This is a genomic window from Paraburkholderia sp. BR10937, assembly GCF_040965695.1.
Taxonomy (GTDB): domain Bacteria; phylum Pseudomonadota; class Gammaproteobacteria; order Burkholderiales; family Burkholderiaceae; genus Paraburkholderia.
The window spans coordinates 65986-81783 of record NZ_JBFRCL010000008.1; the positions used below are offsets into that span (position 1 = coordinate 65986).

Here is a 15798-nt window from a genome sequence, read left to right on the forward strand (position 1 = left end):
TCTCGCCACTCCCTTCGCGATTGGCTGCGCCGCGCGCGCAAGCTATGGGAAGCGGGCAGATCAAAATCATGGAGGTGACTCGATGAACGTCGGCAATCACATCTTCTCCGGTCTGAAGGTGCTCGACCTTGCGAGCTACATTGCGGGCCCTGCCGCGACGACGATCCTTGCCGACTTCGGCGCCGACGTGATCAAGGTCGAGCCGCCGGGCACCGGGGACGTCTACCGCTACTTTTCGGCGATGCCGCCGAACCCGACGAGCGACGTCAACTACGCATGGCAACTGACGAACCGCAACAAGCGCGGCATTGCGATCGACCTGAAGAAGCCCGACGCCAAAGAAGTGCTGCATCGCCTGGTGCGCTGGGCCGACGTGGTCGTCGTGAACTTCCCGCCGCGCGTCAAGGCTTCGCTCGGCTGCACTTACGAGGACTTCGCGCCGCTCAACGACAAGCTCATCTACGCCGACGTCACGGGATACGGCTCCGAAGGCCCGGAGGCCGACACGCCCGGATTCGACGTCACCGCATATTGGGCGCGCTCCGGCCTGATGGAAGTCACGCATGACGCCGGCAGTCCGCCGACGCTGCCGATCCCGGGCATTGGCGATCACGCGACGGCCACGACGCTCTATGCGGCGATCGTTACCGCGCTCTATGTGCGCGCCACGATCGGCAAGGGCAGCCATGTCTCGACCTCGCTGATCGCCAACGGCATCTGGGCCGCGGGCGCGTGGGTCGAAGGCGGCCTGAACGGCGGCCACTTCTTCGCACAGCACGACCGCAAGTCGCCGCCCAATGCGCTGCTCAATCCTTACCAGACCGCCGACAAGCGCTGGATTCTGCTCGTTGCGGCGCAGCGCAAGGACTGGCCGGGCTTCTGCAAGGCGATCGGCAAGCCCGACCTGCTGGAGGACCCGCGCTTCGTCGACGAGAACCGCATCGCCAACTCCGCACAACTGGTCGAGATTCTCGACCCGATGTTCGCGAGCCGGCCGCTCGCTTACTGGAAGCAGGTGCTCGATGCCGGCCGCGTGATCTTCGGTGTCGTTCAGGTCGCGAGAGAAATCATCGATGACCCGCAATTGCCGGCCAACGGGATCGTCGTACCGCTCGCGCAGCCCGGCGGGAAGGAAGCCCGCACCGTCAGCAGCCCGTTTCAGGTGCTCGGCTCGCCGAAAGTGAAGCCCACGGCGGCCCCGCAACTCGGCGAACACGGTGCGCAAATCCTGCAGGAACTGGGGTTTGGCGAAGCCGATATCGCACGCCTGAACGATGCGGGTACGGTCGCACGATTCAAGGGCGCGTCGTGAGCGTGGCCGTCTCGCTTTCACCCCGCACGGCAACTATGGAGCATTCCATGACTGAAGACGAAGTGCGCGCATCGGCCTACGCGATGCCACTGACGAGCCCCGCCTATCCAAAGGTGCCATACCGGTTCGTCGATCGCGAGTTCGTGATCATCACGTATCGCACCGACCCGGAGGCGCTTGCGCGAGTGGTCCCGGCTCCGCTCAGGCCTGTGGAGCCGATCGTCAAGTACGAGTTCATCAACATGCCCGATTCGAGCGGGCTTGGCTCCTACACCGAATCCGGCCAGGTGATACCCGTTACGCTCAATGGCGTTGCCGGCGGCTTCACGCATGCGATGTATCTCGACAGCGAGGCCGGCATCGCCTCCGGTCGCGAATTGCTGGGCTTTCCCAAGGTGCTCGCGCAACCGAAGCTCGAGGTGCGCAACGACGCGCTCGTTGGCACGCTCGACTACAACGGCGTGCGCGTTGCCACGGCCACGATGGCCTACAAGTACAAGGCGCTCGATCTGGCCTCGGTCAGGAAGACCCTCGAGGCGCCTGGCTATCTGCTGAAGATTCTGCCGCACGTGGACTGCACGGCGCGCGTGTGTGAAATCGTCAGGTATTACATCGAGGATCTGACTGTAAAGGGTGCATGGACAGGCCCTGCCTCGCTGGAACTGCATCCGCACTGTTTCGCGCCCGTCGCCAAGCTGCCGGTGCTCGAAGTGCTGTCGGCCGTGCATCTGCTGACCGACCTGTCACTCGGCAAGGCCGAAGTGGTCTACGACTATCTGTCCCATACGCAGTCCTGATCACCATCAGCGAGACTCACCATGCCAGAGACAAAGTTTCCTCACGCGCTGCCGGCGCCCGATAGCGACTTCTACATGATCCACCAGGTCTTGAGCGACGACGAGCGGGCGCTCCTCAAGAAGGTGCGCAGCTTCATGGAAGGGACCGTGGCGCCCGTCATCAACCAGTACTGGGCCGACGACAAATTCCCGTTCGAGCTGATCCCCGGCATTCAGGATCTGAATATCGTTGGCATTGGTTTCGAGGGCTACGGCTGCCCCGGCGGCAGCGTGCTGCTCGACGGCTTCATAGCCATGGAAATTGCGCGTGTCGACGCCTCGATCGCCACGTTCTACGGTGTGCACAGCGGCCTCGCCATGGGTTCCATTTACCTCGGCGGCTCGGAAGAGCAGAAGCAGAAGTGGCTTCCGCCCATGGCCCGTCTCGAGAAGGTCGGCTGCTTTGGCCTGACCGAGCCGCTTGTCGGCTCGGGCGCCGGCGGCGGGCTGCTCACGACCGCGAAGCGCGAAGGCGATACCTGGGTCCTCAACGGCCAGAAGCGCTGGATCGGCAATTCGCCGTGGTGCGATTTGTCCATCATCTGGGCTCGTGACGTCGACGACAACCAGGTAAAAGGATTCATCGTGGAAAACAAGACGACGCCGGGTTTCTCGGTTTCGAAGATCGAGCGCAAGGTCGCGCTGCGGGTCGTGCAAAACGGGGTCATCACACTCGATAACTGCCGTGTGCCGGAAGAGAACCGCTTGCAGGGCGACTCGACATTCCGCGATACGGCGCGCGTGCTGCGCCTGACCCGCCAGTATGTGGCGTGGGAGTCGGTGGGCTGCAGCATGGGCGCATATGAACACGCGCTGAAGTATGCGCAGACGCGCGAACAGTTCGGCAAGCCGATCGCCTCGTTCCAGATGGTCCAGGACCTGCTCGCGAAGATGCTCGGCAATATCACGGCTTCGCAGTGCATGGTCGTGCGCCTCGCGCAACTGCAGGACCAGGGCAAGCTAAAGGACGAGCATGCCTCGCTCGCCAAGGCATTCTGTACGGTCCGCATGCGCGAGACGGTCGGCTGGGCCCGCGAAGTACTGGGCGGCAACGGCATCGTGCTCGACTACAACGTCGCGCGCTTCATGGCCGACTCGGAAGCCCTCTATTCCTATGAAGGAACGCGTGAGATGAATTCGCTGATCGTCGGCAAGGCGGTCAGCGGCTTCAGCGCGTTCGTCTAACGTCACGGAGTCCGTACCATGAGCAACACAATCGAGCGCGTGACGATCGTCGGAACCGGAGTCATCGGCGCAAGCTGGGCAGCGCTGTTTCTCGCCAAAGGTCTGGATGTGGTCGCGACCGACATCGCCCCCGACGCAAAGCAGAAGCTCGACGAGTTCATCGCGGCCGCCTGGCCGGCGCTCGAGCAACTGGGGCTCGCGCCCGGCGCATCGCCTTCGAATCTTCAGTTCACGGCCAACTTCGAAGAAGCCATCGCCGGGAGCGATCTGGTTCAGGAGAACGGGCCGGAGCGCATCGACTTCAAGAAGGACCTCTACCGGCGGCTCGATGAAGCGTTGGCGCCGGAGGCGATCATCGCGTCGAGTTCGTCGGGCCTGACGATGAGCGAGATTCAATCCGCCTGCCCGAACCATCCTGAACGCTGCGTAATCGGCCATCCGTTCAACCCGCCGCATCTGATACCGCTGGTCGAGATCGTGGGTGGCGCGAAGACCTCCGAAGAGACCATCGAGCGCGTCAGCGCGTTCTATCGCGGCCTCGGCAAGCGCACCATCCGCCTGCACAAGGAGGTTCCGGGCCACGTCGCCAATCGCCTGCAGGCGGCCCTCTTTCGCGAAGTGGTGTATCTGATTGCGGAAGGTGTCGTCAGCGTTGGCGATGCCGACGTGGCGGTTTCGTGGGGCCCAGGCCTGCGTTGGGGGATCATGGGGCCGAGCCTGCTCTACCATCTCGGCGGCGGGCAGGGCGGCATCGAACACTTCTTCGAGCAGTTCACCGGCCCGTTGACAGCCTGGTGGCACGTGCTCGGAACACCGGAACTCACGGCGGACGTGCGGGCGACCATCATCAGGGGTGTACACGAGGAAGTCCGGTCGCGCTCGTTGCACGAGCTTGCAACGTATCGCGACGAGGTTCTGATGGGACTGCTTCGGCTGCGCAACAAGGAGTGACGCCTTTCACCAAGGCGCGGATCTGTGAGGGTGAGAAGATGAAAAGCGTGCAGCGTCTCATCGTAATTGCGCTTGTCTTCGTGGTGGCCGCGTGTGCCGGTTTGCCACCACAGACGAACCAACCACAGACTTTTGCGCTCCAACACACCGAAAGCACACGGCTCGGCACGCTCTTCGTGCCAGAAGAGCAGAAGCATCCGGGCGACACGGCGTTTCACCTGCTGCAAGACCCGACCGATGCGATAGTGGCCCGCGTTATGTTCGCCGGAAACGCCGACCGTTCGCTCGATCTGCAGTACTACATCTGGCACGACGATCTGGTTGGCCGTGAACTGGCGGCAGCGTTGCTCAAGGCCGCAGACCGGGGCGTACGCGTTCGTGTCCTGCTCGACGACCTGGGCACGAACGCAGACGACCAGGTACTGCTCACGCTCAACTCGCACCCGAATGTGCAGATACGGCTATTCAATCCGGTCGCGAGCCGCAACTTCAAGTCGATTGCGACCGCACTCGAATTCTCGCGTGTCGACCGGCGCATGCACAACAAGGCAATGATTGCGGACAACGAAGCCGCCATTCTTGGCGGGCGCAACATCGGCGACGAATACTTCGGGGCCTCGAGCGTGGTGGCTTTCGGGGATCTGGATGTACTGGTGCATGGTCCGGTTGTCCACCAGGTGTCTAACGCCTTCGATCAATTCTGGAATTCCGAATCGAGTTATTCCATCGAGCAACTGATGGGGCACGCGGCGGATCCGTCCGCATTGGCCACCTACCGCGCGAAACTGGACAACTACATCAATTCGGTGCACGACTCCGCATACGTCGTGCAAGCGAGAGCGCGGATGGCCGCTGTGCTCGACCCTGGCAGCACCGACTTTGCGTGGGGGCAAGCCACGCTCCTTTACGACGACCCGGCCAAGGTCACGCGCGATCCGAACGATCCGAAAGGCCACCTCATGACGAAGTTCGCGACCCTGAACCTCAAACCCACACACGAGATGCTGATCATTTCGCCATACTTCGTGCCGGGCAAAGAGGGCGTGGCATGGATCAGCGATCTGACCGCTCGCGGCGTGCGCGTCACGGTGCTGACCAATTCGCTCGCAGCAACCGACGTCGTTGCGGTCAATGCCGGATACGAGCACTATCGAGAGGATCTCCTCAAGGCCGGCGTACAGCTGTATGAGCTGAAACCCGTTGGCTCGGTCCACGTGAAGTCGCAACGAAAGATATTTGGCTCATCAAGGGCCTCGCTGCATGCGAAAACTTACGTGTTCGACAGGCAAAGCGTTTTCATCGGGTCGATGAATCTCGATCCGCGCTCGAGTCACCTCAACACGGAGATCGGCGTGCTCTGCAATAGCCCGGCAATTGCCGGCCAGGTGGTCGACGACGTTGAGCCGCACCTGAACGAGGTTGCGTGGCGAGTGGAACTGCGCACCGACGCGAACGGCTCGAAACGGATCGTCTGGATCGACACTGCCGAAAACGGCACGGTAACGGAACTGGACTCAGAGCCGGATGTCTCTTTTGGACGACGTACGAGCATCTGGTTCATGGGTCTGCTGCCGATCGAATCGCAGCTATGAATGTAATGGTGCACAGCTTGCAGCCGGGCGCGAGGGGTGTATCACCGTACGAGGTAGCCATGTGGATCTTCCGTGTCGATGAGCCGCGCCTTGGGCGTATCCGCATTCGGGAGTGGCGTCGTCGCGCGCGCCATACTGTGGGTCTGCTCTTCCTGCTGCTAGGCGGCGCCGCTACCGGACTGGTCATGCTGGACAGTTCCAGTAATCCGTTTTCGAACAAGCTATTCAACGCCATTTGGGACGGAGTCAATCTCGTCACGACAGTCGGCGACTTTGCCGAGTTTAACGAGAGTCAAAAGATCTTCATGCTGCTGGCCATGCTCGCGACGCTCGTGATAGGCGGCTTCGCGGTGTCGAAGCTGACCGGCATGCTATCCGGCGACGACGTGATGGCGTATCGGGAGAACAGAATCATGGAACGCAAGCTCGAACAGCTCGCCAATCACACGGTCGTGGTTGGATATCACTCCCTCGGGATACTGGTTGCCGATCGATTGCGCGATGCGGGGCAGACGGTGCTGATTCTCGTGGGCGATCAGGCGCAGGCCGAACGCGCGGCGGATCATGACCATATGGTCGTGCTCGGGTCGCCCGACGCATTTGACGAAGTGCTCAAAGGCGCGCGCCTCGATAGCGCCAAGGCGCTCGTTGTCACGACACCCGACAGCAACAATAACCTGGCCATCACGTTGCTCGCGCACACGCTCAATCCCTCGCTCCCGATTGCCGTGCCGGGTGAAAATCCCCTGAGAAAAGGGCTGTTAGAGAACGCGGGTGCATCCAATGTGGTCATCGTCGATGAGATTATCGTGGATGCACTGGTCGGCAAGCTCACAAACCGAGTGGAGGCGACAACATGAAATCTGCTGCTTCGATGGAACCGCGGCTGCATCGCATGCCCTTCCTGCAGGGCCTCTTGCCCATCAACTCCGCACAGTTGCCGCATGATATCGTCGCCGGGATCACGCTGGCGGCGCTCGGCATTCCCGAGGTGATGGGTTACACGAAGATTGCGGGCACGCCCACGGTCACCGGCCTCTACACGATCCTGCTGCCGCTGGTCGCATTCGCCTTCTTTGGCGCGTCGCGTCAACTGGTGGTCGCCGCAGACTCGGCGACAGCCGCCATCCTTGCCGGTATGTTGACCGCCGTCGCCGCGCTGGGCAGCAAGGAATACATCGGCCTGACCAGCACCGTCGCACTGACGGTCGGGGTGATGCTCGTGATCGCGCGCGTTTTCCGGCTGGGTTTTCTCGCTGACTTTCTTTCCAGAAGTGCGCTGATCGGCTTCCTGACCGGCGTCGGCGTGCAGGTCGCGGCAGGCGAGTTCGCCGGACTGCTCGGACTCGCGAAACAGGGGCACGGCCCGATCATGCAGATCGTGACCGTGTTTCAGCGCATCGGTGGTATCAATGTGCCGACCGCTGCGCTGGCGATCGCCGTGCTCGTGGTGATCGTCGGCTGCAAGCGGTTTGTGCCGCGTGCGCCTGGCGCGCTGATCGCCGTTATCGGCTCCATCGTGGCGAGCGCGGTATTCAATTTCGCCTCGCGCGGCATCGCGGTTACGGGCGATGTGCCGGGCGGATTGCCGTCGTTGTTCCTGCCGCCGGTGCATATGAATGAGATCAACCAGGTGCTCGCCACTGCGGCATCGTGCTTCATCGTCATTATTGCGCAGAGCGCGGCGACGGCGCGCGCGTATGCCAACCGCTACAACGAGAAGGGCGACGACAACGCCGACATCATCGGCCTCGCCGCCGCAAACGCCGCGGCCGCGTTCACTGGCACATTCGTCGTGAATGGCAGTCCGACCAAGACCGAGATGGTGGACGAAGCGGGCGGCCGCACGCAGATCGCCCATCTCACGACCGCCGCAATCGTGCTGCTCGTGCTGCTGTTTCTCACGAAGCCGCTCAGTTTTCTGCCTGGCGCCGTGCTGTCGGCCATCGTCTTCATGATCGGCGTGAAGCTGATCGACATAAAGGGGATGGTCGAGCTGTATCACATGCAGAAGGACGAGTTCGTCGTGGCGTTGCTCGCCGCGGGCGTGGTCGTGTTCGTCGACGTGATGCACGGCATTCTCGCCGCCGTCGTGCTGTCGCTGATTGCGCATGCGCGGCATAGCTACCGCCTGCGCACGCGTGTGCTGACGCGCGGCCCCGCAGACCGGTGGATCGCGCATCCTGTTACGCCCAATCTGCTCGCGGCGCCCGGTATTGTCGTTTACCGGTTCGAAGCGGACATGTTCTATGCGAACGCCGGTCGCTTCACTGAGGAAGTGCTCAAAGTCGTCAACGAAGCGAGCCCAACACCGCGCTGGATTGTGGTCGATGCCACCGAGATGTACAACATCGATTACACGGCCGGCAAGACCTTGGTCCAACTCGGCGAGGAACTCGACAAGCGGGGCGTGGGTATCGCCGCCGTCGCGCTTGCCACAGGCGTGCGGCATCAGATCGAACGATACAAGGCACTGCGTGCGCACGGTGCGCATCGCGAGATCTTTGCTACGGTGGACGCGGCCGTAGTGGCCCTGCGTGATTTGTCGCCATCGCCCCAGCCATTGGCACCGGGACCCGAATCTCCCTCGGACACGAAGCCGGATTGAGGCAGGGGATGTGGGAAGTAAGGTGTGAGAAGGCCGCCTTGACGGTCAATTGAAAGGAGGGCGAGATGCTCAATACCGTTGCCGCGAAGCAAAACGAGCCTGCCGCGGAACACGTCGATTCGAAGACCGTGGCGACACCAGGCGATCCGTCCACGATGTTCGCGGGCCGCGGATCGCTCGCCATGAGAATCGAGCGGGGCAAGGCGGCGCGAAAGACGATGCCGCGCGAGAGGCTCGCTGACTGCAAGATCGAGGATCGGGATCCGCTCGCGCTGCTCGAAGCGTCCAACGTGGGGCGCGTGACGGAACTGATTCCCATCCGCTACGGGCGCATGGTGCAGAGTCCGTTCGCGTTCTATCGCGGCGCCGCGCCGCTCATGGCCTTCGACCTGTCGAAGCTGCCGCATTCCAGTGTGAACGTCCAACTCGGCGGCGATGCGCATCTGGCCAATTTCGGTCTGTTCGCCAGCCCGGAGCGGCGCATTCTCTTCGGGCCGAACGACTTCGACGAAACACTGCCTGGGCCCTTCGACTGGGACGTGCGCAGGCTGGCGGCCTCGTTCGTGATCGCAGCGCGCGAGCGCGGCTTCGCGACACGAGACCAGCGTGGCGTCGTGCACCGCTTATGCGAGACGTTCCGGCAACGAATGACCGAGTTCAGCCGCATGGACACGCTCGACGTCTGGTACTACCAGTTCCAGGCCGAGAGCATGCTGGCTATCGCCGATACGGACCAGGAACGAAAGAAGGAACGCGCCGTGATTGACGCGGCCCGGCTGCAGTCGTCGCGCTCCGTGATGAATCATTCGACCGAGACGGTCAACGGCAAGCTGCGCATCAAGGACGTGCCGCCGCTCGTGTATCACGTCCCGCTGGAAAGTCCGCACGACCAGAAGCAGTACGATTCGATGGTGCGGCGTTTCTTCGCCGACTACCGGCTGACGCTTCCCGACGACAGGCGCGCGCTCTTCGATCGATATGAACTGGTGGATGTGGCCATTCGCGTCGTCGGGATCGGCTCGGTCGGCACGCGCTGTTACGAGGCGCTTTTCATGGCCGACGGCGAGTGTCCGCTATTTCTGCAATTGAAGGAGGCACGGGCTTCGGCGCTGGAGGGCTATTTACCGCCGAGCCGGTACCCGAATCACGGCCAGCGCGTGGTGAACGGGCAGCGCCTGTTGCAGTCGGCCAGCGATATTTTTCTCGGCTGGTCGAAGATGCAGCATACGGGCAACGACTTCTACGTGCGGCAACTCCGCGACATGAAGGGCGCATTCGACTTCACGACGTTCGATGTCGAAGACCTCAGCGAATATGCGGCGTCCTGCGCTCACGCACTGGCGCATTCCATGGCGAAAGCGGGCGATCCGGCGCTGCTCGTGGGATATGCCGGCAAGTCGGATGCATTCGACGAAGCCATCGAGCGGTTCGCCCTCGCGTATGCCGATCAGAACGAGAAGGACTGGTCGGTGTTGAAGGCGGCAGTCAAGGCCGGGCGTATTGAGGTTCAAGTGTAGATATCGTCCGCGTCATTGCCCGCTTCATCGCCTGGAAGCACAACTTGAAATACAGTGCCGCGAGAAGTGTTGGCGTCCGCCCACATGCGTCCGTGGTGGACTTCCACGATCGAGCGGCAGATCGAAAGCCCCATGCCCATTCCGTCAGACTTCGTGGTGTAGAACGGGTCGAAGATGCGCTCGATATTCTCCGATGCGATGCCGGGCCCCGAATCCCGCACCGTGATGCGCACGCCGCCTGAATCGTCGGGCGTCGTGCCAATCCGCAGTTCGCGTGGCCCGGCACCGGCGCCCGTCATCGCTTCTACGCCATTGAGTATCAGGTTGAGCATCACCTGTTGCAACTGAACGCGGTCTCCACGGATGAGCGGCAAGTCATCCGCCAATGTCAGTTCTACCGATACGTCCTCTTTCGTCAGTTCGCCCCGGATCAGTTCGACGACCTCGACGATGGCCTCGTTGATACGCAGCAGTTCTTTGTGTTGAGCGGCCTTCGTCACGAGGTCGCGTATCCGGCAGAGAACATCGCCCGCGCGCATGGCATCGGCGACGACACGATCGAGCGCCTGTTGGGCCTCTTTGAGCTTGGGCGGCTCGGCGCGCAGCCAGCGCATGGCGGCCTGCGCGTTGACGGCCGACGCGGCTATCGGCTGCTTGATTTCGTGGGCAATCGACGCGGTGAGCTGACCGACGGTTGCGAGCCGGTTTGCATGCGCAAGCGATGCCTGCATCTCGCGATAGCGTTGTTCGGCCTCGCGCGTTTCGGTCTCGGCGCGCTTTTGCTCGGTCAGATCGACGACGAATGCCACGCCCTGATCGGACTGTTCGCCGAAAGCGGCAAAGCCGATCAGGATGGGCACGCGTCGGCCATCCTTGCGGGTGTATTCCTTTTCGAAGGGCTGGACGATCCCGGCCGTCTTCAGCTCGATGATGGTGCGTAAATCGCGCTCGCGCCACTCGGGTGCGCTCAAGTACGCTCGCTTGACCCGGCCCGCGACGATGTCGTCGCGGTCGTAGCCCACCATCCGGAGAAAGGCATCGTTGGCATCGAGAATCTGCCCGTCGGATCGCCAGATGAAGATCCCGATGATATTGGCCTCGACGAGGCGCCGGATCCTGGCCTCGCGTTCGGCCAAGTCGAGATACAGCCGGGAGTTTTCCAAAGAAATGGCGGCCTGCGATGCCAGCAATTTCAGCATGGCGATGCGCGCCGAGGTAAATACGTGCGACGCGAGATTGTTCTCGAGGTAGAGCACACCGACCAGTTTGGCGCCGTTGATCAGCGGCAGGCAAAGCATCGACCTTGCGCGAATCCGGGTGATATATGGGTCGGCAGAGAAGAGGTTCTGGACCGACGCATCGTTGAGGATCACACTTTCGCGGGTTCGCGCGACGTAATGAACGACCGATTCCGGCAAAGCGGCGCCGGCTCCTGGCTGCGCGACGACCCTGTCGCAGCCGGCGAGGGCTTCGGCCTCCACCCGCAGCGCATCGTCGCCCGGCGTGATCAGGAGACCGCGCCCGGCACCGGCATACTCGATCGCATGACGCAATAGCGTATCGATCAGCCGCTCAGGTACGACCTCGCCGAATACGGCCTGCGAGACCTTGATGACAGCAGTCATATCCAGATTTTCGGCAGGTGCGCCGATCGTGATAGTCGGGCGCGCGTCCGATTCGTCCTCCAGGAGCTGCGGGAATCGCTCATCGAGCTGCCGCACCTTGGCGTCGGCGCCCCAGCGAACATAGCCGCAACGCGCCTCGCGTATATGCAGACGCGCGATGGCTTCGAACCCGCGCGCTGCGTAGAACCGTGCGGCAAGCTCGCAGGCGAGCGCCTCGTTATGGACGAACCCGCTCTCGTGAGCCGTGCGGATCGCGAGTTCGTAAAGGTGCATGACGTCTTCCAGGTCCGCGCCTTCCAAACGGGCCATTTCCGCTGCCACCAACGCTCTTCGGTTCTCGAAATTTTCCGGGCAATTCTCGGCCCAGACCTGAAGCTTCGGGTAGTCGACGGCCATCGCGTCCAGATGCCGCCGCTTATGCTCGCGCGATGATCCGCAATCGCAGGCCGCGGCGTGCGAGAGGGCATCGAAAAAGTGATACTCCGCAATTTCCAGTGATCCTAAATGCTTTGTCAGAACAGGCTGAGCAATCGACGCGATCTCGAGGGCGATCTCGTAGTCGCCCGCCAGGAAGCGCGCCTGAATTTTCCTGATCCAGTACCAGCATGCTGTCGGCGCCAGTACAGAAGTGCTGGAGAGAATCAGTTCGAACTGGCGTTCGTTGAACTGGTCGTCATCGAACGATCCAAATTTGTGCGTCAGGCCGCGCAGCGTTTTGGCAAGCTGAAGCTGTGGCGTGATGAGATCCGCGGCGAATCCGAACCGAACCGACTGCGCGAATTCGAGTCCGTGTTCGGCGCCGCGTTGCACCTCGGCAAGCGGATCGCCTGCAAGCAGGAGGTTGGTGTTCAGGTGGGCACAACAGAACGCGGCATAGGTGCAATCGCCGATCTTGCAGGCCACGTCGAAGGCGCGATGCAGCGGGTCACGGGCCGCACGAACAGGGTTCGTCCATTGCGCGACGACACCGAACGTTTCATACGTTCTCACCTCGAATCGCTTCATCGCGCGCTGTTCGACGAGTTCGTAGCCAAGCCGCGCGAACTGGAAGCCCGCCGGATAGTCGCTGAAGTGGAAGCCGGCTATCAGACCAAGCCGTACATAAGCGGCGCACGACGCATCGCAATTACCCCACTTGAGGCTGAGATTGACTGCTCGGCAGACCACCAGAGAATAGAGATTGATGTCCGTAAACAGTGCGGCGGGAAAGAATCGGGTCAGGACTTCGAGAAAGGCGAGACAAACAGGGTCGCTCATTACCGGCAAGTCAATGAGCTCCTCGATCGTACGGCTGCCTAGCGACGACCAGATCTGCGCGTATTCGGTTTGGACCTGCTCATCGGTTGGATGCGCGGGCCAGTCTACGCCCTCATGCCGTAGATAATCGAGCCCGACGGCGACGGTGCGCTCACCCTCACCACGCAAGACGTACACATCGGCTTGCAGGCTCGCGACCGCGGCCCGTTCGACGGTATCTGCCGCCCGCGTCGACAATGCCGCGAGGCGATCTTCGGCGGACTGGAGATCACCCGTGAGAATCTCGCATTTTGCTCGCTGAATGGCGAGCGAAAAGGCGAGTTCGTGCTGGTCCGCCCACCCGTCGCCCATCAGCAGCGCCGCGCCTGCCTTCAGGTAGTTGAGTGCAGACGCGTAGGCCGCCGACACGATGGCATGCTTGCCGGCGAGGAGGTTCAACTCGGCAACTTGCTGACGCTCTTGCGGCGTAACGATCAACTCTGTCGCACGGTCGAACTGACTGACAATCTCGAACACTGACTCATCCCGTTTGGCAGGCGGTAGGCGTGCCGCGAGCAGCCGTGCGATGCGCAGGTGCACTTCTGCCCGGCCGCCAACTGGAATCAGCGAATAGGCGGCCTCCTGTATCCGGTCGTGAGCAAACCGGTAAGCGCCTTCCTGGCGGATGACCCACTCTCGGCGGACCGCCTCCCACAGATTGGCGCTAACCGTTCGCTCCGAGGTTTCGCATACCGTTGCAAGTGTGGCCGTCTCCGCAACGTTGCCGAGGCATGCGAGCATCTGGAGGGTCTTCGTGGTTCTGGCGGGCAGGCGGTTCAGCTTCCCGGCCATGAACTCGGCCACGTTGTCGGTGTGATCCCTCGCGTAGAGTTGCTGCAGGCCCCATGACCAGCGGCCGTTCGCGTGATCGAAGCAAAGCAGTCCTTCATCGACGAGCGCGCCGAGAAACTGGAGCGTGAAGAACGGGTTGCCGCTCGTCTTCCCCTGCAGCAGGCGCGCGAGCGGCGCTGCGCGCTCCGGTGCACAACGCACCGAGTCGGCGATCAATTCCTCGACCACGTCAGGCACGAGCGGTTCAAGCCGGATCTCCTGCATGGCCGCTCCCGCCTCGCGGATTGCGGCGAGCCTGCCGGTGAGAGGATGAATCGCATCGACTTCGTTGTCGCGGCAAGCGCCGATCAACAGGAGATGTGGCAAGTCCGATCGCGTCAACAGAAAATCAAGCAGGTCGAGCGTAGCCGGGTCGAGCCACTGAAGATCGTCCAGAAACAGTACGAGCGGGTGCTCGGGCGTGGCGAAGACGTCGATGACGCGCTTGAACACGAGCTGAAAACGGCGTCGTGCGTCTTCTGCGGGAAGTTCGGGGACACCCGGTTGCTCGCCAGTGATGGCGGCGAGCGCAGGTACCAGATTGACGATCAAGGCACCGCCTGGGTCCAGCGCTGCGTTCAGCGCGGCGCGCCAGCGGCTCAATTCGGCTTCCCCGCTTGCGAGTAGCGGGCGGATCAGGCTTTGCAGAACCTGCGCCAGCGTCGAATTAGGGATGTCTCGTTTGTATTGATCGCATTTCCCAACGGCGAAAAGGCAGCGCGAGGTACCCAACTCCTTATGCAGCGCCTGAACGAGAGCCGACTTGCCGATGCCCGAATGACCGGTGACGAGCACCATCTCCACGTTCCCGCCGCCGCTCACGCGTTCGAACGCGTGGAGCAAGATGTCGAGTTCGCGCGTGCGCCCATAGAGCTTCTCGGGAATCAGCAGCCGGTCGGGTGTGTCACGCGTACCGAGCGGGAAATCGTCAATACGTCCCCCGGTTTCCCACTGTGCCAGGCAGCGGCGCAAATCGTGCTCGATGCCGAATGCAGTCTGGTACCTGTCTTCAGCGGTCTTTTCGAGCAGTTTCATGACGATCGTCGAAACGGGGCCTGGTACCGTCGGCTCATGCTCCGCCGGGGGCACCGGCTGACGCGCGATATGGCAGTGCACCCATTCCATTGGATCGGACGCAGTGAACGGCAAGACGCCCGTCAACATCCTGTAGTAGGTCACACCCAATGAGTAAAGGTCGCTGCGCGAATCGACGGAACGGTTCATGCGCCCGGTTTGCTCCGGAGCCATGTAAGCGAGGGTTCCCTCGATGAACTCCGGGGGGCTGGGTGTTTGCGGCTCGCGCGGCAATAGCGTCGCGATGCCGAAGCCCGTCAACCTTGCCGCGCCGGCTGCACAATTCACGACAATGTGAGCTGGCTTGAGGTCCTTGTGTACGAGACCTCGGGCGTGGAGCTTGCCTAGCGCAGCGACGATTGCGATGGCGAGCCGAAGAAAGTCTCCCGTATCGATTGGCGAGGCGAGGCGCTCGAGCGGTTCGCCTCCGGGATCCGCCAGCACGAGCGTCGGGAGGCCGTTTTCGCGTACCAGCTGGAGCGGCCGCACCGCTGCGGTTTCATCGAGATCGTCGGCCAGCGCGTATTCGTGCGCGAGACGATCGACGACGGCCTGACTGGGATGGGCGTCCGCAGGCCGCACCAGCAGCACGGACTCGCGCCTGCCATCCGCACTGAGTCGCCATCCCCGGTAGAACGCGCATTCGCCGTCTTCCCACGCGAACTGAATGGGATCGCTCGCATCGATATCAAACGAACTGAATGAAACACTCAACTCGCTTTCTCCCGTGTCAGGTGGTCTGGCCTCGCTGGAATCGGAAGTGTCTACCCAGGCCTCTGCGCCTATCCTGGGATCGTATGACTATAGGGCTGCGGATGATCCAACACGACCGGCGGGCTTTCGTCAGTCATGTTGGTCATACTGCAATCGTACTCCCGGCGAAAGCGTTGCCTTTGGGTTTAGCACCTTTAAGGCCAACTGTGAGGTTTAAATAGCGCATAACTGATTGTTCGAACGCTCGCCCATCGCCG

Annotated in this window: 9 protein-coding genes; 8 read left to right on the forward strand and 1 reads right to left on the reverse strand. The window is 62.1% G+C overall.

The window, feature by feature from the left end; all coding sequences use genetic code 11:
- Positions 1–82 precede the first annotated feature (82 nt).
- From AB4Y44_RS09055 to AB4Y44_RS09090, 8 genes are all read left to right on the forward strand, one after another.
- Entirely contained in the window at positions 83–1312 is a 1230-nt protein-coding gene (locus tag AB4Y44_RS09055) for a CaiB/BaiF CoA transferase family protein (protein WP_368699273.1), read from the forward strand.
- Positions 1313–1359: 47 nt separating this feature from the next.
- Positions 1360–2109, forward strand: a complete 750-nt coding sequence (locus AB4Y44_RS09060) for an acetoacetate decarboxylase (protein WP_342920807.1) — start codon at positions 1360–1362, stop codon at positions 2107–2109.
- Between the two features lie 21 nt (positions 2110–2130).
- Positions 2131–3333, forward strand: a complete 1203-nt coding sequence (locus tag AB4Y44_RS09065; RefSeq protein WP_368699274.1) for an acyl-CoA dehydrogenase family protein — start codon at positions 2131–2133, stop codon at positions 3331–3333.
- Positions 3334–3351: 18 nt separating this feature from the next.
- Positions 3352–4284, forward strand: a complete 933-nt coding sequence (locus tag AB4Y44_RS09070; protein WP_342920805.1) for a 3-hydroxyacyl-CoA dehydrogenase NAD-binding domain-containing protein — start codon at positions 3352–3354, stop codon at positions 4282–4284.
- A 38-nt stretch (positions 4285–4322) separates the two neighbouring features.
- On the forward strand, positions 4323–5876 hold the full coding sequence (locus AB4Y44_RS09075; protein ID WP_368699329.1) for a phospholipase D family protein: 1554 nt from the start codon (positions 4323–4325) through the stop codon (positions 5874–5876).
- A gap of 59 nt (positions 5877–5935) precedes the next feature.
- Complete coding sequence (locus tag AB4Y44_RS09080; RefSeq protein ID WP_342920804.1) at positions 5936–6736, forward strand: NAD(P)-binding protein; 801 nt, start codon at positions 5936–5938, stop codon at positions 6734–6736.
- Positions 6733–8484 (forward strand): SulP family inorganic anion transporter, encoded by a 1752-nt coding sequence (locus tag AB4Y44_RS09085; RefSeq protein WP_368699275.1) that lies wholly within the window; start codon positions 6733–6735, stop codon positions 8482–8484. The genes AB4Y44_RS09080 and AB4Y44_RS09085 overlap by 4 nt, the downstream gene beginning before the upstream one ends.
- A gap of 65 nt (positions 8485–8549) precedes the next feature.
- On the forward strand, positions 8550–10001 hold the full coding sequence (locus AB4Y44_RS09090; protein WP_368699276.1) for a DUF2252 domain-containing protein: 1452 nt from the start codon (positions 8550–8552) through the stop codon (positions 9999–10001).
- On the opposite strand, the gene AB4Y44_RS09095 is transcribed toward AB4Y44_RS09090, so the two are convergent.
- A complete protein-coding gene (locus AB4Y44_RS09095; RefSeq protein ID WP_368699277.1) occupies positions 9992–15541 on the reverse strand; it encodes an AAA family ATPase in 5550 nt (1849 codons plus the stop codon). The genes AB4Y44_RS09090 and AB4Y44_RS09095 overlap by 10 nt on opposite strands.
- Between the last annotated feature and the right edge of the window lie 257 nt (positions 15542–15798).

Bases quoted from the DNA above. Each gene is read 5' to 3' on its own strand.
- AB4Y44_RS09055 (WP_368699273.1), top strand. From the start codon at position 83: ATGAACGTCGGCAATCACATCTTCTCCGGTCTGAAGGTGCTCGACCTT.
- AB4Y44_RS09060 (WP_342920807.1), top strand. From the start codon at position 1,360: ATGACTGAAGACGAAGTGCGCGCATCGGCCTACGCGATGCCACTGACG.
- AB4Y44_RS09065 (WP_368699274.1), top strand. From the start codon at position 2,131: ATGCCAGAGACAAAGTTTCCTCACGCGCTGCCGGCGCCCGATAGCGAC.
- AB4Y44_RS09070 (WP_342920805.1), top strand. From the start codon at position 3,352: ATGAGCAACACAATCGAGCGCGTGACGATCGTCGGAACCGGAGTCATC.
- AB4Y44_RS09075 (WP_368699329.1), top strand. From the start codon at position 4,323: ATGAAAAGCGTGCAGCGTCTCATCGTAATTGCGCTTGTCTTCGTGGTG.
- AB4Y44_RS09080 (WP_342920804.1), top strand. From the start codon at position 5,936: ATGTGGATCTTCCGTGTCGATGAGCCGCGCCTTGGGCGTATCCGCATT.
- AB4Y44_RS09085 (WP_368699275.1), top strand. From the start codon at position 6,733: ATGAAATCTGCTGCTTCGATGGAACCGCGGCTGCATCGCATGCCCTTC.
- AB4Y44_RS09090 (WP_368699276.1), top strand. From the start codon at position 8,550: ATGCTCAATACCGTTGCCGCGAAGCAAAACGAGCCTGCCGCGGAACAC.